This window comes from Micromonospora sp. C81 (assembly GCF_018070425.1).
In the GTDB taxonomy this organism is placed as follows: domain Bacteria; phylum Actinomycetota; class Actinomycetes; order Mycobacteriales; family Micromonosporaceae; genus Micromonospora; species Micromonospora zamorensis.
The window spans coordinates 124,036-146,576 of sequence record NZ_JAGPXS010000012.1 but is presented as its reverse complement, the minus strand read 5'-3'; the positions used below and the strand labels follow the sequence as shown (position 1 = coordinate 146,576).

Genomic DNA, 22,541 nt, shown 5'->3' with positions numbered 1-22,541 from the left:
CGCCTGGTCACCAGCAGAGGCGAAGTTTCGTAGCTCTGAATGATGGCCGGTTTCGCGGTGACCCGGTCCAGGTCACTCCCGGCGGGCGTTGGGACTCCACGGCAGGGTCACCAGATCCACCAGAAGCATGCGACTGAACCGGACCTGCCGCTGCAAAGCCCCTCTGCCGAGAGGGTCGACCGAGAAGTGAGCTGCCTGAATCGCACCGGTCACGAGCAACAGGAACAAGGAACCACCGAAGACTGCAACAAGCGGAACGACCACGACCACTGAAGCCAGATGGCCGATGACGTGATTGGCGCGCAACATCTGGGTCAACGCGGCAAGGGCACCAGCCAGGAACGCCAGCCGCCAGGACAACACGTGCAGACGGTAGGACGTGCGACGTCTGGTCGAGGCCACCTGCTCGTAGGGCATCTGCCTGCTCCTCAAAGGACACGGACCAGCGAGGGTACGAGCAACGCGAAGACCGACCAGCCACCTAACAACCACAGCAGGTGGCGCCGCCAGGTAACTGCGCTTTCCGGGTCGCCCTTCCCGTCTGCGAGGGCAACGCTCTTCCCGTAACTGTCGATCTTCCTGACTGCTCGACGGGCGCCCGGATAGCCCATCAGGCGGCCGACGACAGAGGGCTGGAACGCGTAGCAGTGGACATCCTCGGCGCCCCTGACCCTGACAACGAGACCGCGCTCCGCGACCACCTCCTGGACGCGACCCCACGGTATCGCGGTCGACAGTCCCGGGTTGACCACCAGAAGGGCAGCCGGGGTCACCTTCACGTAGGAGAACATGGCGGCGAGCGTGACGAGGTGACAGAGACCGACGAAGAACGCGGCGACCAGCAACAGGTCACCCCAACCGTTCGCCGGATTCCTGCTGAACATCACCATCATGAAGCCGAACACGGTCCACAGCATCAGACCACCGAACCACGCGCCCCAGCTCCTCATCGGCATCAACGCCGAGCGACCTCCGCTCATGATCTTTCGCCCGCTGGCCGGCCGCCACGGAAGCGGCTCCGCCAGGGCTGACCCGGGTTACCTCGGCTGGCTGCTCCGCCAGCGTTTCAGGTGCTCGTTGAGGTCGGCGACGGCCCGCTGCCCGGGCGAGCGTCGTGCCGGAACAGCCCGTACCCGCCGAGGGCGTTCAGCTCGACGATGATCGCCCTCCCGCCCTTGCCCCGTCGTCGGTCACTGGAGCCGTCGGCCCCGTCACGACTGGTGGGCCTCCGCCCTGCGCCAGTTCGACTCCGAGGATCTCATCCCGCGCCAGCCGCATGATCACTTGATCCTCAGTAGTTCTGTGGGTCTTCTGGTAACTACTCATCATCAAGTGATCAAGCCTCCGTGTCCCCGTCGTTCAGCGCCACGCGCCGCCGTCACCGACGTCGGTCGCATCCCAACCAGCCCCGGTGATCCGAATGGCCTCCCTGATCCGCCGAACTGTCTCGTCCCGATAGGGGACGGCGTCGCGCACCTGCCAGACGAAGCCCAGACCCGTCGGAAGGATGGCGCAGAAGGAAACGGTGTCGCCGTACCTGGAACTGATCGTCAACCGCGCGCCGGACGCGGGTTCTGCGGCCGTCACGTCCGGAAGGCTCGTCGACTTGGCGCGAACCCATGCCTCTGCCGGGTTGCGGATTCTCCAGATCTGAGCAGGCGCGAAGAGCAGGCGCCTGGTGGTGAGGACGAGGAGGGCACCGTAGGCGCTGAACACCGTTCCACCAATGGGGAGGTACCCCCGTTGGGTGAACAGGATCCGTTCGTCAGGCGCCAACTGTGGCTGCACGTATCTCAACATCCGCCCCGCTCCACCCTCCCGTTCGGGCGGGTCGGGATGGGACCCTAGCGCAGCACGGCAACTCTCGGCTGTGGCCGACCGATACTCAAACCAGGCCGGTGCCGGCGGCACGTGGACCGAGGTGCTCAACACCGACGCCCACCACTACGGCGGGTCGGGCGTGGGCAACCTGGGCGAGGTGCACGCGCAGGACGTGCCGTGGCACGGGATGGCGGCGTCGGCGGCGCTGCGGGTGCCGCCGCTGGGCGCGCTCTGGTTGCGCATGAGCTGAGCCGGGGATTCAGCCGCGGGCCGGTTCACCCCCTCCATCAGCCCCCGCAGGCGTTCCTCCGCGCGGCTCACGGGCTTCTTCGCCTCCCGGCGACGCAGCCGGGCGTAGTATCGCGGCACACCAAGCACAGTCCGCTGCAGCGCGTACCAGACCCCGCAGAGCAGGAGCAGGACCATGGCGGTCCTCACCATGCGCAGCATCGCCAGGGCAAGGGCCCAGACGCGCCACGCGGGACGCCCGTACCGGCAGTCGGAATTGTCCTTCTCGTAGCACGCCTCCCGGAACTCGACGGGCTTGCCCCGGTCGTCCGGGGTGACGATCGAGTGCTTCACCACGGTGTCGACCTCGCGGCCGTCCTGGGTCCGGATCGTCACCTCGCAGTGCCACCAGTAGCCGAAGCCGTCGCCGCTCACCGGGCCGACCCGCCGGCAGTCCCGCAGGGTGGCCTCGGCCGGCCGCTCGGCAGGGCTGGACTTCACCACCCCGGTGCCCGGGTAGAAGCTCGCCACCGTGTCGCACACCAGCGTGGTGACGACGATGGCAACGACAGCGGCGACAGCCGCCCCGAACTGCGTCAGTCGGCCCCAGAACGGTCCGCGCCGCTCGTACGCGGCGATCTGCTTGCGTTGGATCTCCGCCATCTCATCCGAACCGGTGCCGCTCAGAGGAAGGCCGCCTCGGGAAAGTTGAGAGTCATCTCGGTTCGCCCACCGTCGGTGCTCGCCGCGTCGACCATGTGACGTCTCCTCCCCGCCGCGCGACCTGGCCCGCTTGGCCGAGCCGCCCACCCGGGTCGGCCTTCGTGCGGGACATGAGGCGGCTGTGCAGTAAAAGGTATTCGGGGGTGGCAACGTGCGTGGTGGTGCGCCTCGAACATCTCCCGGACGATGTCGTTGTCGCGCCCGGCATCCTCTTTTGCTCTGCCGCCCTCGGCGCAACGCGCTCCAAGCGCGGTGCCTCCCGTCGCCCGTCTTCGCTGCTCGCAACGCGTGAAGCGACTACGGGGTGCTGGTGTTGCGGTCACGGCAGCAGAGCAAGGGAAGCGGAGGGCATGACCCTGCCGGGCATTCCGGTGCCGGAACACCAGCCCGGTCGACGGTCGCGACCCGCGAATTCGTAGACGCCTCAGCAGCGGCAGACGTTCGGCCGTAGACACCCGTTGGGGTGCCTACGGCCGAACAGACCGGCACGGCTCTTGACCGTATGAGAAAGCGCTCTGTCGGCTCAGAGCCGGGTGATCCGGACGGCGTCGGCTACGACGTACCCCTGGGTGCTGGTCCAGCGGCTGACCCCGACGACCTGGCGTGTCCCCGCGGCGAAGTCGTAGGTGCCCAGCACCCGCCACTGGCCGCCGCCGGTGCGCTGGTCGACGGATGCCGTCACGGTTCCGTTCGCGGTGGCCACCAGGTGCGGCGTGGCGCTGTTGTAGCCGGGGTCCGCCGGGTACCAAATCTCGACCCGGTACGAGCCGGCCGCGGGCAGCGTCGCGCTGAACCAGGCCGGGTCGCTGACCGCCTGCGGCTCGGCGAATCGGTAGTTCGTGCCGTACCGCGTGGTGAGGTACGACGACGTGCCCCAGGTGGCGGCGGCGGTGAAGCCACCAGTGGTGGTGTTGTCCACGATCACGCTGAACGTGCCGCCGCTACCGGTGACGACCCGCGCGTTGCTGGCCGGGCTCTCGTGGTGCAGCCGGTCCAGGGCGGTCACCAGGTACCGGTAGGTCGAGCCCGCCGCGGCGGTGGCGTCGGTGAACGTCCCGGTGCTGCCAGACGCGCGCACCGTGCCGAGCAGGTTGCGGGCGTCGGCCAGGTCGCAGGGGTCGACCGCGCCGTCACCGGGCAGTCGGTACACGGCGTACTCGGCGGTGCTTCCGGTGCCGCCACGCTGCCAGTTCACTGTCACACCGCCGGTGCCGCGTACCGCCGAGGTGAGGTTCGGCGCGGAGGGCGCCGAGCCACCCACGCCGGCCGGTGCCAGGGCGGGCCTGCGGTAGTGGTCGGTCGCCACCCGGGAGACGGCGCCGATGCGGTCGGCGCGTACGTCCTTGGCGCTGAAGTGGATGTCACCGAGGATCCGTGGGTAGGTGCGGTTGAGCGTGAGGTGGTCGGTCAGTTCGGTCGGGTCCTGCCAGGCGGCGTCCTGCCCGGACGCCCCGGCGCGGTAGGTGGCCTGCCCGACGAGCAGCTGCACGTTGGTGCCGGTGACGGTCTCCGACCACCAGCGGACCAGTTCCGCGTAGTCGGCCGCGGGGTGGCCGATCTGCCAGTAGATCTGCGGGGCGATGTAGTCGATCCAGCCCTGCTTCACCCAGCGTCGGGTGTCGGCGTAGATGGCGTCGTACGACTGGAGGCCTGTGGTGCGCGAGCCGAGCGGGTCGGTGCCGGCGTTGCGCCAGATGCCGAACGGGCTAACGCCGAGCTTCACCCACGGCTTCGCCGCCCGGATCTTGGCACTCATCTCCTGCACCAGCAGGTTGACGTTGTTGCGCCGCCAGTCGGCGATGGTGCTGAAGCCGGCACCGTACTGGGCGTACGTGGCCTGGTCGGGGAAACCCCCACCGCTGCCCGGGTACGGGTAGAAGTAGTCGTCCCAGTGCACCGCGTCGATGTCGTAGCGGCTGACGGCGTCCATCATGGCGGTCTGCACGAAGGCCCGGACGGCGGGGATGCCGGGGTTGTAGTAGAGCTGACCGTTGTAGGCGACGGCCCAGCCCGGGTTCCTGCGGGCCGGGTGGTTGGCTGCCAGTTTGGTGAGGTCGGTGTGGGTCGCGACCCGGTACGGGTTGAACCAGGCGTGGAACTCCAGATTGCGGGCGTGCGCCTCGGCCACCATGAAGGCCAGCGGGTCGTAGCCGGGGTTGCCGCCCTGGGTTCCGGTGAGCCACTGCGACCACGGCTCGTACGTCGACGGCCAGAACGCGTCGGCGGCGGGGCGGATCTGCACGACGACGGCGTTCATCCGACGCTGCTTGGCCAGGTCGAGCCAACCCCGGTACTCCGCCTGCTGAGCGGCGGGGGTGAGCCCGGTGCGGCTGGGCCAGTCGATGTTGGCCACGCTGGCCATCCACATGCCCCGGAACTGCCGCTTCGGGGTGGCCGGATCGGTCACGCAGGCCGCCTGGGCGGCCACCGGCACGGCGTCCGGCGGGGTGGCGGGGGCCGCTGCTGCGCCGAGCATCAGCGCCGCTACCAGTGCCAGGCCTGGAAAATATCGATAGCAGTCTCTGGGCATGAAAGGATTTTCAACGTTGCCCGACTGTTGTGCAAGTAACCTTCACGACGGCGACGTCGGACGGTCAGACCAGCCCGGCGTCGCGCAACAGCTTCCACAGCCCCGCGCCGTCGGGTGCGGAGAGCCACTTCTGCCCCACCGGTCCCGCCGACGACGAGCCGGCCGGGGCGGGCAGGCTACCGGCCAGCACCGACTGCGTCGGCGAGAGCCGACGGATCGCCACCGCGGCGACGTTCTCCGGGTGGGCGGCGGCGAACTCGCGGTAGATCTCCTGGTCGTGCTGCCCGTCGTCGCCGACCAGCAGCCACTTCACGTCGGGAAACTCCTTGGCCATCCGGGCCAGGGTGACCCGCTTGTGCTCCCGCCCGCTGCGGAACCACCGGTCGGCGGTCGGCCCCCAGTCGGTCAAAAGCAGCGGCCCGGCCGGGTAGAGGTGCCGGGACAGGAACCGGGTCAGCGTCGGTGCCACGTTCCACGCGCCCGTGGAGAGGTAGAAGACCGGGGCGCCGGGGTGTCCGGTGACGAGCCGCTCGTAGAGCACGGCCATGCCGGGCACGGCGTTACGGGCGTGCTCATCGAGCACGAACGTGTTCCACGCGGCGAGCAGCGGTCGGGGCAGCGCCGTCACCATCACCGTGTCGTCGATGTCGGAGATGATGCCGAACTTGACCTCCGGGTCGAGGATGCGCACCGGCGCGTCGACCGGCTCGGCGTCCGGCACGCTGAGCCGGACGGTGCCCCAGCCGGGTGGCAGGTCGGCCTCGACCAGGGTGTCGACGAACCCGCTGCGGTCGGCCTGCGTCTCGTGCCGCACCCCGCCAGCCTCGATGGTCACTGTGACGTGCTTGTTGGGCAGCGTGGTGAAGCTGCGCCAGCCGCGGACCTTGTCCAGCCGACCCCGCTGGCGGGTGTCCGGACGGCCCAGCAGGACCCGGCACATCACCCGCACCCAGCCCGGCGCGCCATAGCCGGTGTACGCGACGATGTTGACCCGCCACCCTGTGCGCCGCAGCCGACGCTGAACGAGCTCGTGGACGGCGTCCTCGATCCGCGCAGCTCGGTGCAGGTTCGGAACGGCCAACTGGCCGGCGGGAGTGGGTGGCACCCGCCAACCCTGCCACACGTCGTCAGCCACGGCCACGTGAGCCGTCCCCGGCTGCGCCGATCCACCCCGGCGACCCCGCCGAACGTGAAACACTCCGTCCGGACGGCGACAGGGGCGTGGTCGTGTCAGATCTGGAGCAGCACCGTGGGCGATGGCGCCCGCGACTCGACCGGCCGGCGCTCGTCGCGCTGCTGTTCGGGCTGGCCGGTGTCGTCTACCGGCTGGTCCTGACCCTGTTCACGGTGCCGGTGTCGAACAGCGACGAGGCAACCTTCGGTCTCGCCGCGCTGCACATCGGGCAGGGCCGGGAACGCCCGGTCTTCCTCTACGGCCAGCACTACATGGGAATGCTGGAGTCGTACCTGGCCGCTCCCCTGCTGGCGGTGGCCGGGCCGAGCTGGCCGGTGCTGCGGCTGCCGATGCTCGCGCTGTACGCGCTGTTCCTCTACCTGATCCACCGGCTGACCCGCCGGCTGTGCACACCCTGGTTCGCCACCTTCGTCGTGGGCCTGCTCGCGCTCGGCGGAGAGCGGGTGGTGCGCGACCAGATCACGGTGGTCGGTGGCCGGCCCGAGGTGAAGCCCGCGGTGCTGCTGATGCTGCTGATCACCGTGGGGTTGGCCGCCGGCACAGTTCGCCGCCGACGGCTCGCGGTCGCGGTGTTCGGCCTGCTCGTCGGGCTGGCCGCCTGGTCCGACTGGCTGATCCTGCCGTACCTGGCGGTGGCCGGGCTGGCCCTGGTGTGGGCGGTGCGGCGGGAACTGCTCGGCTGGTCCGGCCTGCTGCTGGTGGTGGGGGCCGTCGTCGGGGTGGCGCCGATGATTCTCGACAACCTGCGGGCCGGGCCCGGTGAGGACTCGCTGTCGGTGTTCCGCGAGGTCAGCACCAAGGCCGGGCCGGTGCCGCCGTGGTCGGACCGGATCCGGGGCGGCCTGCTGGAGGGGGTGCCGCTGGCGCACGGGCTCTGCCCGGTGGGCGGCTGCGGCCGGTGGCAACAGTGGTTCGGCGTGTTGTATCCGGTGCTGCTGGTGGTCGGCGCGGTGCTCGCGGTGCTCGCGTACCGTCGCGCGGCTGCGGCGCCGCGCGGGGAGCGGGTCGGGCCGGTCGTGCAGCTCGCGCTGGTCGCCGGTGCCGCGTTGACCCTGCTGTCGTACGTGCGCAGCCCGCTCGCCGCGACCAGCCCGCTGGACAACGCCCGGTACCTGTCGGTGCTGCAACTGTCGCTGCCGGCGGTGCTCTGGCCGCTGTGGGTGGCGGCGGTGGCCTGCTGGCGGGGCACGGTCGGGGCGCTCGGCCGGCTCACCGGCGCGCTGTCCACAGCGGTGCTGGCCGCGCTGACCGCGACCACGGTGGTGATCACCGTGCTCTTCGCGGCCGCCGGCACCGGCACCTCGCGGACCGAGGAGCGCGGGGCCCGGGAGTTGGCCGCCGCGCTGCGCGCTGACGGACCCCACGAGGTGTACGGGGACTACTGGACCTGCAACCGGTTGATCTTCAACACGGATGAGACGGTGGTCTGCGGGGTGCTCGACGGCGACCTGTCCCCCGGGCAGAACCGCTACCGGCCGTACTGGCGGCAGGTCGGGCGGGCCGAACGACCGGGGTACGTGGTGGAGGTCGACTCGCCGATGGATCGGCGGCTGCGCCGGCTGCTCGCCGACCGTGCCGACACCGCACTCGTGCGCGAGGTCGGCGGCTATCGCGTGTACCACCCCGACACCCCGGTACGACCCTGGCGGTAGCGACGGGTCGTACGCTGGCCGGGCCGGCGCGTGGGGCGCCGCCGTTGCGCCCGTCGAGGAGAACCATGCTCATCCTGCTGCCGCCCTCGGAGGGGAAGGCCGACGCCGGCACCGGGCGGCGCTGGGCCCCGGACCGGGTCTCGCTGCCCGAGCTGAACCCGGCCCGTGAGCGGGTGCTGGACGCCCTGGTGGCGCTCTGCGCCGGGCCGGACGAGGAGGCCGCGCGGGCGGCGCTCGGGCTCAGCGAAGGCCAGCGGGGCGAGCTGCGGCGCAACGCCCGGCTGCGGGAGGCAGCCACCGCGCCCGCCGAGCGGCTCTACACCGGGGTGCTCTACGAGGCGTTGGACCTGGCCTCGCTGCCGGTTGCGGCGCAGCGGGCGGCCCGCCGGTCGATCATGATCAGTTCCGGGCTGTGGGGCGCGGTCCGGCTGGCCGACCGGATCCCCCCGTACCGCTGCCCCATCGGCGCTCGCCTGCCGGGCGTCGGGGCGTTGTCCGCGTACTGGCGTCGGGAGCTGACGCCGGTGCTGGACGCCGCCGCCGGTAAGGGCCCGGTGCTGGACCTGCGCTCCGGCGCGTACGCGGCCACCTGGACGCCGCGCGGGCCGCTGGCCGAGCGGACCGTCACCGTGCGGGTGCTGCACGAGCGGGAGGTGGACGGCGTACCGGTCCGGTCGGTGGTAAGCCACTTCAACAAGGCGACAAAGGGCCGGCTGGTCCGCGACCTGCTCGTCGCCGGCGCACGACCGCGCACCGCCGACGAGCTGGTCGGCACGCTGGGCGAGTTGAAGCACACCGTCGTGGAGCAGACCACCGCGCCCGGCCGGGTACGACAGGTCGACCTGGTGGTCACCGACCTCTAGCAGTTCCGGCAGCCGCAAGATTTGCTCAAGGCTGGGCCGGAGGAGTTCCGTAACGGCGACGCAGGGACCACGGTAGGGGAACCCAGACTCCGGCAAGGGAGCCTTCGTTGACCCTCGAACCCGCCCTGCTCGACCGACCCCGGTCCCCGGCGCCGTCCTCTCCGTTGGACTGGCTGACCCTGGGCGACGCGTTCGAGGCTGCCTGCCTGCTGCGCTGCACACCGCCGCCGACCGCGGCCCGGCCGGGCGCGGCACGCCTGGCGCACGCGCCCGGGGTGGAGTTCAACCGGGAGGACGCCGCACAGCGCACCCGGCAACTGCTCGCCCGGCTGGACATCCCGGTCACCCACGAGGTCGTCGTGGGCGGTCTGCGCCGCCGCTACGAGCTGCACCGGCTCTGGGTGCCGCAGGAGCACCGGGAGGCGTACACCCGGGTGTTGGACGCAGGCTGGTGGCAGGGGCGGCGTGAGCTGCTCGGCGGGCCGCTGCCCGGTGCCTCGCCGGCGCGCCGGCGGTTGGTGAGCCGGCTCGCGGCGGCGGCCTGGCGCTCGGCGCTGCTGGCCGCCGGGCGGCACGTCCGTCGGCACATCCTCGGCGTGCGGCTCACCGACCGGGAGCTGGCCGCGGTGCTGATCCGCAGCGCGGCCGTGCTCGACGTGCCGGCCCGGCTGCGCCCCGGCACCGGTTGCTTCCTGGTCAGCGTCGCCGACGGCCCGGACCGGGCGCGGATCCTGAGCAGCGCGGCGTTGGAACCGGCGCGCGGGGCGGTGGCGACGCGGAGCGGGGTCGTGACGCCGACACGCAGCCCGGCCTGCTGATCGAGGTTCCGGCCACACCCACCCGGCGCGGCACGGCAGGGGGCTTGCGCGCGCCCGGGCGACGGCGCACAGTGCACCGCGTGAGTCGTACCTCGTCCCGCCGGCCCGGCCTCCACCGCGCGGGGCCCGCTGCCCTGTTGACGGTGCTGCTGACCGCGACCCTGGCCGCCGCCAGCTGCCGGGACGCGCCGACCGCGCCGACGACGATCCGGATCGCCACCGGCAGCCCCACCGCCGTCTACTACGCGTTCGGGCAGTCCCTGGCGGCCATCCTCAACCGGGAACTGCCCAACGTGCGGGCCAGCGTGGTGATCACCGCCGCCTCGGCGGAGAACGTCCAACTGGTCGGGTCCGGCGCGGCCGAGCTGGGTTTCACCCAGGCCGACGTGCTGCCCACCAGCACGGCGGAAAGCCCTACGGTCGAGGCCATCGCCCGGGTGTACGACGACCAACTGCACCTGGTCACCACCGGCGGCGGCCCGGTCCGCACGGTCGCCGACCTGCGGGGCCGCCGAGTCTCCGTCGGCGCGTCCGGCTCGGGCACCGAGATCACCGCGACCCGGCTCCTGGAGGTCGCCCGCCTGGGTGGTGACGAGGTGCGCCGGGAACGGCTCGGGCTGGACGAATCAGTGGCGGCGCTGCGGTCCGGGCGGATCGACGCGTTCTTCTTCTCCGGCGGGTTGCCGGTGCGGGGCATCGAGGAGCTGGCCTGGCGTAGCGCCACCCGGATCGTCGACCTCAGCGAATGGACCGAGCCGCTGCGCTCCCGCTACGGGCAGGTCTACGTCTCCCGGGACATCCCCCTTTCGGTGTACGGGGTGGACGCGGTGACCACGGTGGCCAACCCGAACTACCTGATCGTGCAGGCCAACCTGCCGGAGCGGTTGGTTCGGGAGGTGACCAGGCTGTTGATGGAGCGCCGGGCCGAACTGGCCGCCGCGCACCCGGCGGCGGGCCGGATGAGCCCCCGCTCGGCGATCGTCACCGCGCCGCTGCCGCTGCACCCCGGGGCCGCCGCCTGGTACCGCGCGGCCAAACCCTGACGGCAGGCCTCACCGCGCCGGGGCGGGCCGCAGGTCGGCGAGCACCTCCTCGTCCGCAGGCTCCACCGACGGGTCGGATTCCGGCGCCGGGAACCACAGGGCGGCGACCAACCCGCGCGACTCCCCCGGGCGCATGGTGAGCCGCCCGTCGGACGCGTCCACCAACACCGCGGCGATGGTCAGGCCCAGCCCCGCACCGTCCACGTTCTGCGCGTCCGGGGCCCGCCAGAACCGCTCGGTCGCCTGGCCGAGCTGACTCTCGGTCATGCCCGGGCCGGAGTCGCGCACCTCCAGGGCCACCCCGTCGTCGCGGCGGGCCACCGTCACCGTCACCGCCCCACCGGCCCCGCTGAACTTCACCGCGTTGTCGATCAGCGCGTCCAGCGCCTGGTCGACGGCCGTCGGCACGGTCCGGGCGTACGCCGGGGCGTCGGTGGTGGCCAACCGCAACGCGACCGAACGGTGCCGGGCCAGCGGCGCCCACGCGGTCACGCGGGACGCAGCCACCGCGGCGGCGTCCACGGTGACCCGCTCGTTCTCCTCCCGTTCGGCCCGGGCGAGGGTGAGCAGCGCGTCGAGCACCAACGCCAGCCGGTCGGTCTCCTCCAGTGCCAACTGGTGCTCGGACCGGCCGTCCGGGTCGGTGAGGCTGGGGCCCAACTCCTCCACGCGCAGCCTCAGCGCGGTGAGCGGGTTGCGCAGCTGGTGGCTGGCGTGCGCGACGAAGGCACGCTGCCGGTCCATCACGTCGGAGACCACGTCGGCCATGTGGTTGAAGCTGGCCGCGAGACGGCGTAGCTCCGGCGGGCCCAGACGGTGCTGCACCCGGGCGCCCCGGTCGCCCTCGGCGATTTCGTGGGTGACCGCGTCCAGCTCGGTGACCGGGCGCAGCACCCAACCGGCCAACCCGAATGCGGTGAGCACGCAGGCCAGCACGACGAGCAGACCAGCCAGGGCGAGCAGCAGCCACCACGAGGTGACAGCTCGGCGGATCGGGCCGGACGGGGTCACGATCACCACCGCGCCGAGCACCTCACCGCCGTCGTTGATCGGCACCGCCACCGCCACCGGGTCGGTCGTCCAGGGCCAGACCGACTCGGGCGCGCTGGTCTGCTGACCGGACAGCGCGATGTCCAGGACCGTCGCGGTCACCGGGCCGGGCCGGTACCTCGGCGACGAGACCGGCGTGCTGCGGTCCCGGTCGACGATCGCGGCGCCGATCGCGTACAGGTTGTCGTAACTGGTCAGCTCCGACTCGATCGGGCCCGGCCCGCCGTCGCGTAACGCCGGCCCGGCCAGCGAGGCGAACCGGGTGGCGTCGGCGAGCCGGTCGGCGCGGACCCGCTCCGTCTCGCGGCTGGCCATCGTCGCGGCCAGCGGTGTCTCCAACGCGATGAGGACCAGCACCATCAGCAGCAGATAGCTGATCACCAGACGGCGGCGCACGTCAGCCCCTCACGCGTCGCGCAGTCGGTAGCCGACACCGCGCACGGTCTCCACCAGACGGGCATCACCGAGCTTGCCGCGCAACGACCCCACGTGCACCTCGACCGTGTGCCGGTCAGCCCAGGTGGTGCCCCAGGCGTCGAGCAGGATGCGATCGCGCGGCACCGCCACGCCGGGCTGGCGGGCCAGCGAGAGCAGCACGTCGAACTCCTTGCGGGTCAACGTGACGTCGCGGCCGTCCACGGTCACCGTCCGGGCGGGCACGTCGATGCGCACCGACCCGGCCTCGATGAGGTGCCGCTGCGGCGCGGCGTTCGCGGCCCGGCGCAGCACCGCCTCGATCCGTGCCTGCAACTCCACCATCGAGAACGGTTTGACCACGTAGTCGTCCGCGCCGAGGCGCAGACCCAGCACCCGATCGCGTTCCTCGCCCCGCGCGGTCACCGCGATGATGCCGAGCTGACTGCTGCGCCGGCGCAGCTCCCGGCACAGGTCGGTGCCGTCTCCGTCGGGCAGGGTCAGGTCGAGCAGCACCAGGTCGCACGGGGCGGCGGAGAGGGCGGCGGCGACGGTGCCCGCGTGCTCGACCTCGTATCCGCGGCGCGTCAGGGCGGAGGAGAGTGCAGCGGCGACCCGGCGGTCGTCCTCCACCAGCAGGATCCGCACCCGTGCCCCCGTCCGTCGCAGCGCCGTTCTGCGAATGGTGGCAGAAGCGTGCGCGGAACGGGAGGTCGGATACCGCGAAGTGCCAGCCAGGGTGTGTGTCAGAGTCCTCGGTCGAGCCGAGGCGGAGGGCTTTGACGCAGACTCTAGAGGCCGAAGACGTCGTCGGCGGTGGCGTCCCGGACGCCGTCGGTGAAGCCGCGAAAGCCCGGGTCCTCGTGACTGGCCGGCACGCTGGTGACGTTGACGCCGCTGGCCTGGGTCACCGCGTCGACCAGGGGCGGATAGTCGATCTCGGCATCCTGGAAGGCGTCGTCGTCCGCCTCGGCCAGGTTGATCACGTGCTGGACGTCGTCGGACGGAGTGTCCGGATCCTCGGCCCACTCGCCGCCCGCCCGGTAGCACTCGTCGTACAGCGCGCGCTGACTGTCGGTCCAGTCGTCGTCGTAGCTCTGCATCGCCCATCCCCTCCGCGGCCCTTGACCTGAGCATGCCCGGCGGGGGGCGATGGGCGCGGCGGTACCGGCGAAAACCGGGCCAGCACGCCGACCGGACCCCCGTAGGCTGCCGAGGTGATCTACAAACTGCTGTCGAACACGGAATGGGACGACGCCCTCGCCGCCGGCGCCTTCTCCGGCTCCGCCGTGGACCGGCAGGACGGGTTCATCCACCTCTCCGGCGCGGACCAGGTGGTGGAGACGGCGCGGCGGCACTTCGCCGGTGCGACCGGGTTGACCCTGCTCAGCGTGGCCGAAGAGCGGTTGGGCGACACGCTGCGCTGGGAGCCGTCGCGCGGCGGGCAGCTCTTCCCACACGTGTACGGTCCGCTGCCGGTCGCGGCGGTGGTGGCGGCGCAGGCGTTGCCGGCGGACACCCCGGCCGCCGAGGCGGTGGCGGCGCTGCTCGGCTGAGCGGTCGATATGCTACGCCGAGTCCCGCGCCCCCACGACACGCTCCGTGCCCGGGGCAGCGTGGCAGCCCCGATCCGCGCGCCCGGTGCCCGGTCTCCGGCCCGAGGCGGCGCGGGTCACCGACGGCGCCCGGCGCGCCCTGCGACCCATGCGAGTTGAAGGATGACTGACAGCACCTCACCGACCCCCTCGGTCTTCGTCCACCCCAGCGCCGACGTCGAGGACGGCGCCCAGGTCGGCGACGGCACCAAGGTCTGGCACCTGGCCCACATCCGATCGTCGGCCCAGGTGGGCGCGGGCTGCGTGATCGGGCGCAACGTGTATGTCGACGCCACCGTGACGGTCGGCGACCGCGTGAAGATCCAGAACAACGTCTCCGTCTACCAGGGTGTGACGCTGGAGGACGAGGTCTTCGTCGGCCCGTGTGCGGTCTTCACCAACGACTTCCGGCCGAGGGCGCAGAATCCGGACTGGACGATCACGCCGACCCTGGTCCGGCGGGGCGCCTCGATCGGCGCGAACGCCACACTGGTCTGCGGCATCGAGGTCGGCGAGTACGCGATGATCGCCGCTGGCTCGGTCGTCACTCGAGACGTGGCGCCGTACCAGCTGGTGGCTGGCAACCCGGCCCGGCCGAAGGGCTGGGTCGACGAGAAGGGCGAGGTCGTCTCCCGGGACGTGGCGAACCCGCCGCGTCGGGATTGACCGTTACCGGTTGCCGGTGAGCGGATCGCCGCTCACCGGCAACCGGGCGCAGTTCAGGCGCAGAGACGCTCGATCTCCGCGCGGAAACGATCCATCGGGTTCGGCTCGTCCGGGCCGAGCAGGTACTCCTTCAGCTCACGCCGAGCTGCGGTCATCGGGTCGTCGCCAGCTTGGGCGAGGTCGAGGATCTTCCCCAGCTCCCCACAGTCGGCGGAGAGCAGGTACGCCGCCCGGGACGTGGGGTACGAGCTACGGAATTCGTCCTCCGGCAGGCTCGCCGGGTTGGCCACCACGTACGGCCGTTGGCTCTGCACGAAGTCGGAGACCACACTGGACACGTCGCTGATCAGCAGGTCGGTGACGTTGAAGCAGTCGAACAGGGCCGGCACCCGGCCGGTGACGACCAGGTGGGCGTCGCCGTCCAGCGAGTTCACGTCCACCTCGCCGCCAGCGGCCCGGATCAGGTTGATGATCCGGTCGTTGGCCGCCCGGGCCTTGTTCCAGCGGGTGCCGGTCAGCGGGTGCGGCTTGTAGATCAGGCGCACGTTCGCGGCGAGCACGCCCGACACGATCCGCTCCCCCATCGCCACCAGCGACGTGTGGTGCGGGTCGTCGTCCAGCCACCCCTCCCAGGTGGGGGCGTACAGCACGGTGAACCGACTGTCGGTCGGGCCGGAGCCGAAGGTCGGCACCCCGGACAACTGCGGCCGGCCCACCTCGACGATGTCCTGGTCGAGCACGCCCACCCCGGCCTGCGCGTACCGCTCCCGCCCGGCTCGACCGGCCACCCACACCTCGTCGTACACCTTGCTGAAGGGATTGACGCTGGCCTGCTTGTCGCTGTCGCCGTGCCCGACGAAGACGTGCCGGACGCCCGGCTCGCGGATCATGTGGATGTTGGCGCCCACGTTCGCCGCGTAGAGCGCCACCCGGACGGGGCTGAAGTCGAGGTTCATGAAGTCGACCCCGGCGGGCACGCAGATCACCGGCAGCCGGGTGTCGGCCAGCGCCTCGAAGGCGTCCTCGGCGCGCAGCAGCACGACCGCGCGGCGGCCCGCCGCCTCCACCGGGGCGAGCCACATGTTGGCCTGGTAGACGTCCTTGCCGGGGCCGGCGAAGTAGAGCGCCACCTCCGGACGCTCCCGGGCCAGCCAGTCGTGCACGGCGGGCAGCACGCCGGGGGTACGGCCGCGCCCACGCAGCAGGGTGAAAGCCAGCACGGCCGCGGCGACGAGCCCGATGGCCAGGGTGACCAGACCGGTCACCAGCACGGGCGTGATCCGGTCGACCAGCGCGGCCGCCACGGCCGCCGGCGGCAGCAGGAAGTTGAGCACCGGCATCCGCAGGCCCAGGACGCGTTCGGCCCAGGCCGGCGGGATCGGCACCCGGCGTACCGCGCCGAAATCGATGTTGCGGGTGAACGCCGGCGTCGCGGCCCGGCCCTCGACGACCCGGTTCAACGCGGTGGTGCCGACGGCCACGGCCCAGAGCGCGGCCGGCAGCAGCATGATCCCGATCGTGGCGGCCACCCCGGGGCGGACGGTGCTGACGATCAGCAGGACCACCGAGAGGTCGCGGACGAGCCACCGCCAGAACGGCTCGATACCGGCCTTCTCCAGCAGCACGGCTGTGGCGGCGAACCGGTTGGCGAGGGCGAACTCACCCGCTGTCGCGATTAACGCGGCGACCACGAACGGAATCACCCAGCCCAGGGCGCCGGCCAGAACCATGATCCCGTAGCCCAGCAGGGTCACGCCGGCGACGGCGACACCCTGTTGGCTCCGCATTCTGCTGAACAACGACACACTCCCTGTCTGCTCGCCGGTGTTGGCGCGTTCGATACCGGCCGCCGCGACCTTTAACGGGGCAAGTAACACAAGTATCGCCGGGGTGTCTCGTGGGTGAACGGGCGGGAGAGGCGACTCACAGCGTCGTGCGCGGGGACGCACAACGGGCCCCGGCCGCGGAACGGTCGGGGCCCGGAGCGGACGGGTGGGATCAGCCGCCGATGACCACCCGGCGGACGCCGGCCCAGCGGGCCGGATCGGTGACCCGCCGACCGTCCACCAGAACGGTCACGCCCGGCAGGTCGGCCGGGGCGAGGCTGCGGTACTCCGCGTGGTCGGCCTGGATGACCGCGGCACCGAGCGGCTCACCGTCGTACGCCGGCAGGCCGTGCGCCACCAACTCCTCGTTGGTGTACATCGGGTCCGAGACGTACGGCTTGGCGCCCCGCTGGCGCAGCGCCTCGACGGTCGGGAAGACGCCGGAGAAGGCGGTCTCCTTGACCCCACCCCGATAGGCCGCCCCCAGCACCAGCACGCCCACGTCGGTCAGGTCCCCGTACGCGGCGGCGAGCAGGTCGACCGCGTACTCCGGCATGGCCGCGTTGGCCTCGCGGGCCGAGCGGACGACGGTGGCAGCCGGGTCGTTCCAGAGGTACATCCGCGGGTAGATCGGGATGCAGTGCCCACCGACGGCGATGCCCGGCGAGTGGATGTGGCTGTACGGCTGGGTGTTGCACGCCTCGATGACCTTGGTGACGTCGACGCCCACGGTGTCGGCGAAGCGGGCGAACTGGTTCGCCAGGCCGATGTTGACGTCCCGGTAGGTCGTCTCGGCCAGCTTGGCCAGCTCGGACGCCTCGGCCGAACCAAGATCCCACACGCCGTTGGGCCGGTCCAGGTCGGGCCGCTCGTCGAAGTCGAGGACCGCCTCGTAGAAGCGCACGCCGTGCGCGGCGGACGCCTCGTCGATGCCACCGACCAGCTTCGGGTAGCGGCGAAGGTCGGCGAAGACCCGCCCGGTGAGCACCCGCTCCGGGCTGAAGACCAGGTGGAAGTCCGTTCCGGCGGTGAGGCCGGAGCCTTCCTGGAGCATCGACGCCCAACGGCTGCGGGTGGTGCCGACCGGCAGGGTGGTCTCGTAACTCACCAGGGTGCCCGGCTTGAGGCCGCGGGCGATGGCCCGGGTGGCGTCGTCCATCCAACCGAAGTCCGGTACGCCCTCGGCGTCCACGAAGAGCGGCACCACCACGACGACGGCCTCGGAGTCGGCGACCGCGGCGGCGGTGTCGGTGGTGGCCGACAGCAGCCCGGCGGCCACCACCTCCTTCAGCTTCACGTCCAGGTCGGCCTCGCCGGGGAACGGCACGGCACCATCGTTGACGAGCTGGACGACCCGCTCGGAAACGTCGGCACCGATCACCCGGTGCCCCTTCGAGGCGAACTGCACGGCGAGCGGAAGGCCGATCTTTCCGAGCGCGACGACGCAGATGTTCATGAAACTACTTTCCTCCAGAGGGCCAAATTCGGCGCAGACGGGCAAGGAACCGACCGGTGGTCACCGGCGTGATCGCGACGATCACCTGGCCCTTGTGGTTCGTGGTCGGCGTGACGAGGTGCAACCGGACGCCGTGGCGGGTGAGCAGGCGGGGCGCGCCGACCCGGCGGTCGGTCCGCAGCGGGGCGGAACCGACCCCGGCCGGGGTGCTCACCTCGGCCCGTACCGTCTCCCGTCCGCCGTTGAGCGGCACGGCCGCGAGCAGCCGGTCCACCGCGAAGACCGTCCGTACGACGGTACCGGGCGCACCGGTGGTGACGGATGTCACGCCGACCACCTCCCCGGCACTGACCCGGAGTGCCTCGGCGGGCAGGTCGGCCAGCTCCGCCCAGCGGCTCTGCGCGGTGACCACCAGGGATCGGGCGCCTGCGGCGTCCCGTCCCCAGGCCAGTCGGGTCGCGGTGAGCATGGCCAGCACCTTCGCGGAGCCGTCGGTCACGTCGTACCACTCGTCCGGGTAGCCGAGCGACGGGTCACGGAAGCCGACATAGTGGGCGTACCAGCGGCCATCCTCGATGCTGATCTCGGGTGGCGTCCGCTCGGCCTGCTGCCGGATCAGCTCACGCAACCGACCCAGCGTGGCGTCGCGGGCGACGACCAGCCGCAGCCGCAGGTTGGGGGCCAACCGGGCCAGGATGTCGTCGGTGAGGTACCCCTCGACCAACTTGCGGATCCGGTCGTGGACGCGCTCCTGGACGTCGGCGCCGAGGTCGAGCAGCTCCGTCTGGAGGAGCTTCGCCACCTCCCAGCTGAAGTGACGCAGCAGGACCGCGTCCCGCCGCGGCCCGGGCTCGAGCAGGCCGGCGACGAAGCCGACCAACTCCTCGGCGCAGCGCAGCCGCTCCTCGAAGCGGCTGGCGTAGGTGATGTTCTGCGCGTTGTGCCGCTTGACCGCGTAGTAGTACTCGTAGTCGCCGAGGACGGAGACCTTGTTCGCGCGGACGCAGGCCTCCAGTGTGAACGGCTGGTCGCTGCCCATCGGCATGTCGGTACGGAAGCGCAGCCCGTGCCGTTCGATCAGGTCCCGCCGGAACAGCTTGGTGTTCGACAGCGACCAGGGCAGTGCACTGTCGACGAGATCGACCTGCTCCCGGGTTTCCGCGTAGACGGCCTGGTGCACGTAGCGCTTGTTGGTGCCGACCATTCGCCCGAGCACCACGTCAGAGCCCCACCGGTCGGCGGCGTCCACCAGGCGTTCCAGGGCCTCCGGGCCGAGATGATCGTCGGAGCCGACGAAGAAGACGTACCGGCCGCGGGCGTGGTCCAGGGCGCGATTGCTTGGCACCGCCGGGCCGCCGGAGTTTGCCTGGCGCAGCACCCGGACCGTATCCGGGTACCGCTTCGCGTAGCGGTCCAGCTCCGCGCCGCTGCGGTCGGTGGAGCCGTCGTCGACCGCGACGACTTCGAACCGGTCCAGCCCGATGGTCTGCCCGACCAGCGAATCCAGGCAGGCGGTCAGGTACGGCATGGTGTTGTAGACGGCAACCACCACCGTCACGTCGGGTTGGCTCACGCCCCGACCTCCACCACTGTCTGCTCGGCGCCGGTGGAGGTGTCGCGGGCGGACATCGGGCGCGGAGGCGCCGCGGGCAACAGCCGGGAGTAGACGTCGTCCAGCACCTCTGCCTGCGCCTCCCAGGTCCAGCCGGCCAGCAACCCGGGCCGGTCGTACGCGGCACGGTAGCGCGCCGGGTCGGCGAGCACCGCGGTGACCGCCCGGACGAAGTCGGCAACGTCCTCGGCCTCGAACACCTCGCCCTGGCCGGTCTCGCGGACAGTCTCCGCCATCGTCCGCACATCGGAGACGACCAGCGGCAGCCGGGCGTGTGAATACTCGAAGAACTTCGTGATCAGGGCGATCTCGTGATTCGGCCAGTGCTGGATCGGGATCACCCCGACCTGCGCGCCGGACAGGAACGGCACCACCTGGTGATGCGGAACGTACGGCAGCAGGTGGACCCGCCCGGCCACCCCGAGCTCCTCGGCGCGGCGGAGGAGGCCCTTGACGTACGCCGACTGGGGCTTGTTGACCACGAACGCGACGTGCGCCTCGGGCAGCCGCGGCAGCGCCTCGACCATCACCCCGAGCCCGCGCTTGGCCGCAGCCACCCCGCTGTAGACCAGCAGCGGCGTAACCGGGCCGATCCCGCAGAGCGCCCGGATGTCCGGTACCGGCTCGGCGGAGCCCGCCGGCTGCGTCTCCAGCGTCGGCGCGTTGAGCACCACCGCGGGGCGCTCCGCCAGCCCGTGTTCGCGCTGCAGCAGGTCGGCCAGCCCGCCCGAGACGGTCATGGTGGCGTCCGCGTACGGCACGAACTCCCGCTCGTGCGCGACGTTCCCCGGCAGCCAGCGGGCATTGTCGCGCCACGGTTGCACGCCAGGCAGGTATTCGTGGGCGTCCCACAGCAGTGCGATCCGGCGCCCCTGGGCGGCAGCACGGATCTTGGCGCGGGCACCGACGCCGATCATCCGGAAGTCGTTGGCGTGGATGAGGTCCGGTGCCAGCTCGTCGACCACCGGGCCGTAGGCCAGCTCGTAGTCCCACAGGCCCGGCTCCAGCCGACGCCACGCGCCGCCGCCGCGCAGCCGCTGCCAGAAGAGCGTGTACGCCCGGTCCCAGGGGCTGGTCAGCTTGCGGCCACGACGGGCGCGGCTCAGCTCCCGGTTGCGCAGCGACACCCAGAGACGGACCAGGGTCGAGAACTTCTCCTCGAACCGCAGCGTCGGCCAGGCCAGCGACGGGACACCACCGCCGTCGCGGGCGGCCAGCGTCAGGGCGGCGCGGCGGACCTGCAGGTCGGCACGCCAGGCCTTCACGGCCTGGGCACGATGGGCGCCGATCCCGCTCGGCGGGTAGGCAAGCGGCGCGCGCAGCAGTGCGCGTCGGAATTCGTGTCGGCGCTTGGCCAGCGGCTCGGGCATCGGGATCAGCCGAACCTCGGCGTCGCCGAGGCGCCAGCTCTGCGGCTGCCCCCCGGCCGGCGCACGCCCGAGCAGAACGACGTCCCAGCCGGCGTCGGCGGCGGACCGAGCCGCCTTCTGTACCCGCGAGTCACCGATGACCCCGTTGTCCACCAGCATGACGACCCGTCCCCGGGTGGACACCGCTGCGGTCGTGCCGTCAGATCCCATTCCTGCCCGTTTCCGTGTCAGCCAGCACCGCGCCCGCGGGACCCGAGCGAGTCTACGACACGTCAGGCGTGGTACCCGCCCGCGCGGCGCTCGGGTGTCCTCGCCGAGCCGAGTCGGTTGCTAACCTGCATTCTGGTTGACGACCGGTGACTGCCGTGCCAAGCAAGGCCCTGCCCGTGTCCGGTTCATCTCCAGTTCCCCGGACCACCCCACCCGATCGACCCGGATCAGCGCAGACAGGACCAGACATGGACGTGGTGACGACCGGCGAGCGCCGGACGCCGGGGACGGACTCGACAGCTGACGAGATCCCGACGGCCCCCGACAGCCGGGCCCGCCGGGTGCTCGCCAGCGCCCGGTACGCGCTGCCGGCGCTCGGCGCCTACGCCGCGGTCCGCGTTCTCGGAGGGCTGACCCTCTACCTCTGGGCCTCCCCCAGCCGCAGCACCGAAGGCCTGCTCACCAGAGCCGACGGCAACTGGTACCTCGCGATCGCGCAGCACGGCTACGACGGCTATCAGCGGCTGCAGAGCAACATGGCCTTCTTCCCGCTCTATCCCGGCCTGACCGCCGCTCTGGAGCCGCTCACCCCGCTCGACTTCCCCAAGACCGCGCTCGCGCTGGCCTGGATCGCGGCGCTCGCCGCCGCCTGGGGGCTGTTTGCCATCGGCAACCTGCTCCACGGTCGGCGGGTCGGGATCATGCTCGCGGTGCTCTGGGGACTGCTACCGCACAGCATCGTCCAGACGATGTCGTACAGCGAGGGTTTGTTCACCGCGCTGGCCGCCTGGACCCTGTACGCCCTGCTGCGCGAGCGCTGGCTCACCGCGGGCGCGCTCTGCCTCTTCGCGGGGTTGACCCGACCGACGGCATCGTCGCTGATCGCGGTGGTCGGGCTCGCCGCGCTCATCGCCGCCGTCCGCCGGCGGGACGGCTGGCGGCCCTGGGTCGCCATGGTGCTCGCGCCCGCTGGCTGGGTTGGCTACCTGGCCTGGGTCGGCGTGCAGACCGACAGGCCCGACGGCTGGTTCCACATCCAGGACGCCGGTTGGGGGACCAGCTTCGACTTCGGGGTCGACACCCTGCGGCGGGGCCGGTTGGTGCTCACCGAGGCGTCGGCCCTGGAGTTCTACACCGTCACGCTTGTCGCGGTGCTGGCGGTCACGCTCTTCGTGCTGAGCCTGATCGACCGGCAGCCGTGGCAATTGCTGCTCTACAGCGGCCTGCTGCTGGTCACCACGCTCGGTGCCGCGGGCTACTACCACTCCAAGGCACGTTTTCTGTTGCCGGCATTCCCGCTGCTGATCCCGGTGGCGGTGGCGTTCGCGAAGGCCGCACGGGCACGAGCGATCACCATACTGACCCTGCTGGCCCTCATGTCCGCTTACTTCGGCGGCTATCTGCTGATCGTCTGGCGCAGTTCGCCGTAGGCGGCGCGAGGGCGTCGGCGGCCCCGGCCCATGGGACGG

At 71.6% G+C, this 22,541-nt stretch carries 19 protein-coding genes and 2 pseudogenes; 8 read left to right on the top strand and 13 right to left on the bottom strand.

The features are described 5' to 3' along the window. Positions 1-72: 72 nt before the first annotated feature. The 3 genes from KBX46_RS20435 to KBX46_RS20425 all read right to left on the bottom strand — a co-directional run bounded on the left by KBX46_RS20435 (position 73) and on the right by KBX46_RS20425 (position 1,800). Positions 73-417 (bottom strand): hypothetical protein, encoded by a 345-nt coding sequence (locus KBX46_RS20435; RefSeq protein WP_210793669.1) that lies wholly within the window; start codon positions 415-417, stop codon positions 73-75. Positions 418-428: 11 nt separating this feature from the next. Then, a complete protein-coding gene (locus KBX46_RS20430) occupies positions 429-980 on the bottom strand; it encodes a hypothetical protein (RefSeq protein ID WP_210793668.1) in 552 nt (183 codons plus the stop codon). A gap of 379 nt (positions 981-1,359) precedes the next feature. Continuing rightward, a complete protein-coding gene (locus tag KBX46_RS20425; protein ID WP_210793667.1) occupies positions 1,360-1,800 on the bottom strand; it encodes a hypothetical protein in 441 nt (146 codons plus the stop codon). A 100-nt stretch (positions 1,801-1,900) separates the two neighbouring features. Between KBX46_RS20425 and KBX46_RS33320 the strand changes: the two are divergent. Further along, positions 1,901-2,071, top strand: a pseudogene (locus tag KBX46_RS33320) (alpha amylase C-terminal domain-containing protein); the annotation flags it as partial. 158 nt (positions 2,072-2,229) lie between these two features. Here KBX46_RS33320 and KBX46_RS33315 read toward each other — a convergent pair. From KBX46_RS33315 to KBX46_RS20410, 3 genes and pseudogenes are all read right to left on the bottom strand, one after another. Continuing rightward, positions 2,230-2,712: pseudogene (locus KBX46_RS33315) on the bottom strand (DUF6346 domain-containing protein); the annotation flags it as partial. A 583-nt stretch (positions 2,713-3,295) separates the two neighbouring features. Beyond that, positions 3,296-5,302, bottom strand: a complete 2,007-nt coding sequence (locus tag KBX46_RS20415; protein ID WP_247667856.1) for a family 10 glycosylhydrolase — start codon at positions 5,300-5,302, stop codon at positions 3,296-3,298. A gap of 64 nt (positions 5,303-5,366) precedes the next feature. Further along, positions 5,367-6,407, bottom strand: coding sequence for an App1 family protein (locus KBX46_RS20410; protein ID WP_088951600.1), 1,041 nt, complete (start codon positions 6,405-6,407; stop codon positions 5,367-5,369). 116 nt (positions 6,408-6,523) lie between these two features. On the opposite strand from KBX46_RS20410, the gene KBX46_RS20405 reads away from it, so the two are divergent. The 4 genes from KBX46_RS20405 to KBX46_RS20390 all read left to right on the top strand — a co-directional run bounded on the left by KBX46_RS20405 (position 6,524) and on the right by KBX46_RS20390 (position 10,873). Beyond that, on the top strand, positions 6,524-8,149 hold the full coding sequence (locus KBX46_RS20405; RefSeq protein WP_210793665.1) for a hypothetical protein: 1,626 nt from the start codon (positions 6,524-6,526) through the stop codon (positions 8,147-8,149). A 65-nt stretch (positions 8,150-8,214) separates the two neighbouring features. Continuing rightward, the gene (gene yaaA / locus KBX46_RS20400; RefSeq protein WP_210793664.1) at positions 8,215-9,012 is read left to right on the top strand and encodes a peroxide stress protein YaaA; all 798 of its coding nucleotides are present in this window, start codon (positions 8,215-8,217) and stop codon (positions 9,010-9,012) included. Between the two features lie 107 nt (positions 9,013-9,119). Beyond that, a complete protein-coding gene (locus KBX46_RS20395; RefSeq protein WP_099851956.1) occupies positions 9,120-9,830 on the top strand; it encodes a hypothetical protein in 711 nt (236 codons plus the stop codon). A gap of 71 nt (positions 9,831-9,901) precedes the next feature. Then, complete coding sequence (locus KBX46_RS20390; RefSeq protein ID WP_210793663.1) at positions 9,902-10,873, top strand: TAXI family TRAP transporter solute-binding subunit; 972 nt, start codon at positions 9,902-9,904, stop codon at positions 10,871-10,873. Positions 10,874-10,882: 9 nt separating this feature from the next. Here the strand turns inward: KBX46_RS20390 and KBX46_RS20385 are convergent, their stop codons facing one another. The 3 genes from KBX46_RS20385 to KBX46_RS20375 form a co-directional block, all read right to left on the bottom strand. Further along, on the bottom strand, positions 10,883-12,319 hold the full coding sequence (locus KBX46_RS20385) for a HAMP domain-containing sensor histidine kinase (protein WP_210793662.1): 1,437 nt from the start codon (positions 12,317-12,319) through the stop codon (positions 10,883-10,885). Between the two features lie 9 nt (positions 12,320-12,328). Then, positions 12,329-12,985 carry a response regulator transcription factor gene (locus KBX46_RS20380; protein ID WP_099851951.1) on the bottom strand — a complete coding sequence of 219 codons (657 nt, stop codon included), beginning with the start codon at positions 12,983-12,985 and terminating at the stop codon, positions 12,329-12,331. A gap of 143 nt (positions 12,986-13,128) precedes the next feature. After that, entirely contained in the window at positions 13,129-13,440 is a 312-nt protein-coding gene (locus tag KBX46_RS20375) for a hypothetical protein (RefSeq protein ID WP_088947217.1), read from the bottom strand. A gap of 114 nt (positions 13,441-13,554) precedes the next feature. Here KBX46_RS20375 and KBX46_RS20370 point away from each other — a divergent pair, with 114 nt between their 5' ends. Together KBX46_RS20370 and KBX46_RS20365 are read left to right on the top strand one after the other, a co-directional pair. Continuing rightward, entirely contained in the window at positions 13,555-13,893 is a 339-nt protein-coding gene (locus tag KBX46_RS20370) for a DUF952 domain-containing protein (RefSeq protein ID WP_088947216.1), read from the top strand. A 162-nt stretch (positions 13,894-14,055) separates the two neighbouring features. Further along, on the top strand, positions 14,056-14,598 hold the full coding sequence (locus KBX46_RS20365) for an acyltransferase (protein ID WP_210793661.1): 543 nt from the start codon (positions 14,056-14,058) through the stop codon (positions 14,596-14,598). A gap of 53 nt (positions 14,599-14,651) precedes the next feature. On the opposite strand, the gene KBX46_RS20360 is transcribed toward KBX46_RS20365, so the two are convergent. From KBX46_RS20360 to KBX46_RS20345, 4 genes are all read right to left on the bottom strand, one after another. Then, a complete protein-coding gene (locus tag KBX46_RS20360) occupies positions 14,652-16,397 on the bottom strand; it encodes a CDP-glycerol glycerophosphotransferase family protein (RefSeq protein ID WP_374224992.1) in 1,746 nt (581 codons plus the stop codon). A gap of 199 nt (positions 16,398-16,596) precedes the next feature. Then, on the bottom strand, positions 16,597-17,880 hold the full coding sequence (locus tag KBX46_RS20355; protein ID WP_088947214.1) for a nucleotide sugar dehydrogenase: 1,284 nt from the start codon (positions 17,878-17,880) through the stop codon (positions 16,597-16,599). Positions 17,881-17,884: 4 nt separating this feature from the next. Beyond that, positions 17,885-19,453 carry a glycosyltransferase gene (locus tag KBX46_RS20350; protein ID WP_210793660.1) on the bottom strand — a complete coding sequence of 523 codons (1,569 nt, stop codon included), beginning with the start codon at positions 19,451-19,453 and terminating at the stop codon, positions 17,885-17,887. Beyond that, entirely contained in the window at positions 19,450-21,021 is a 1,572-nt protein-coding gene (locus KBX46_RS20345) for a glycosyltransferase family 4 protein (RefSeq protein WP_210793713.1), read from the bottom strand. The genes KBX46_RS20350 and KBX46_RS20345 overlap by 4 nt, the downstream gene beginning before the upstream one ends. A gap of 299 nt (positions 21,022-21,320) precedes the next feature. Here KBX46_RS20345 and KBX46_RS20340 point away from each other — a divergent pair, with 299 nt between their 5' ends. Further along, positions 21,321-22,502: a hypothetical protein gene (locus KBX46_RS20340; RefSeq protein WP_247667855.1), complete on the top strand. Its 1,182-nt coding sequence runs from the start codon at positions 21,321-21,323 to the stop codon at positions 22,500-22,502. The last annotated feature ends 39 nt before the right edge of the window (positions 22,503-22,541 follow it).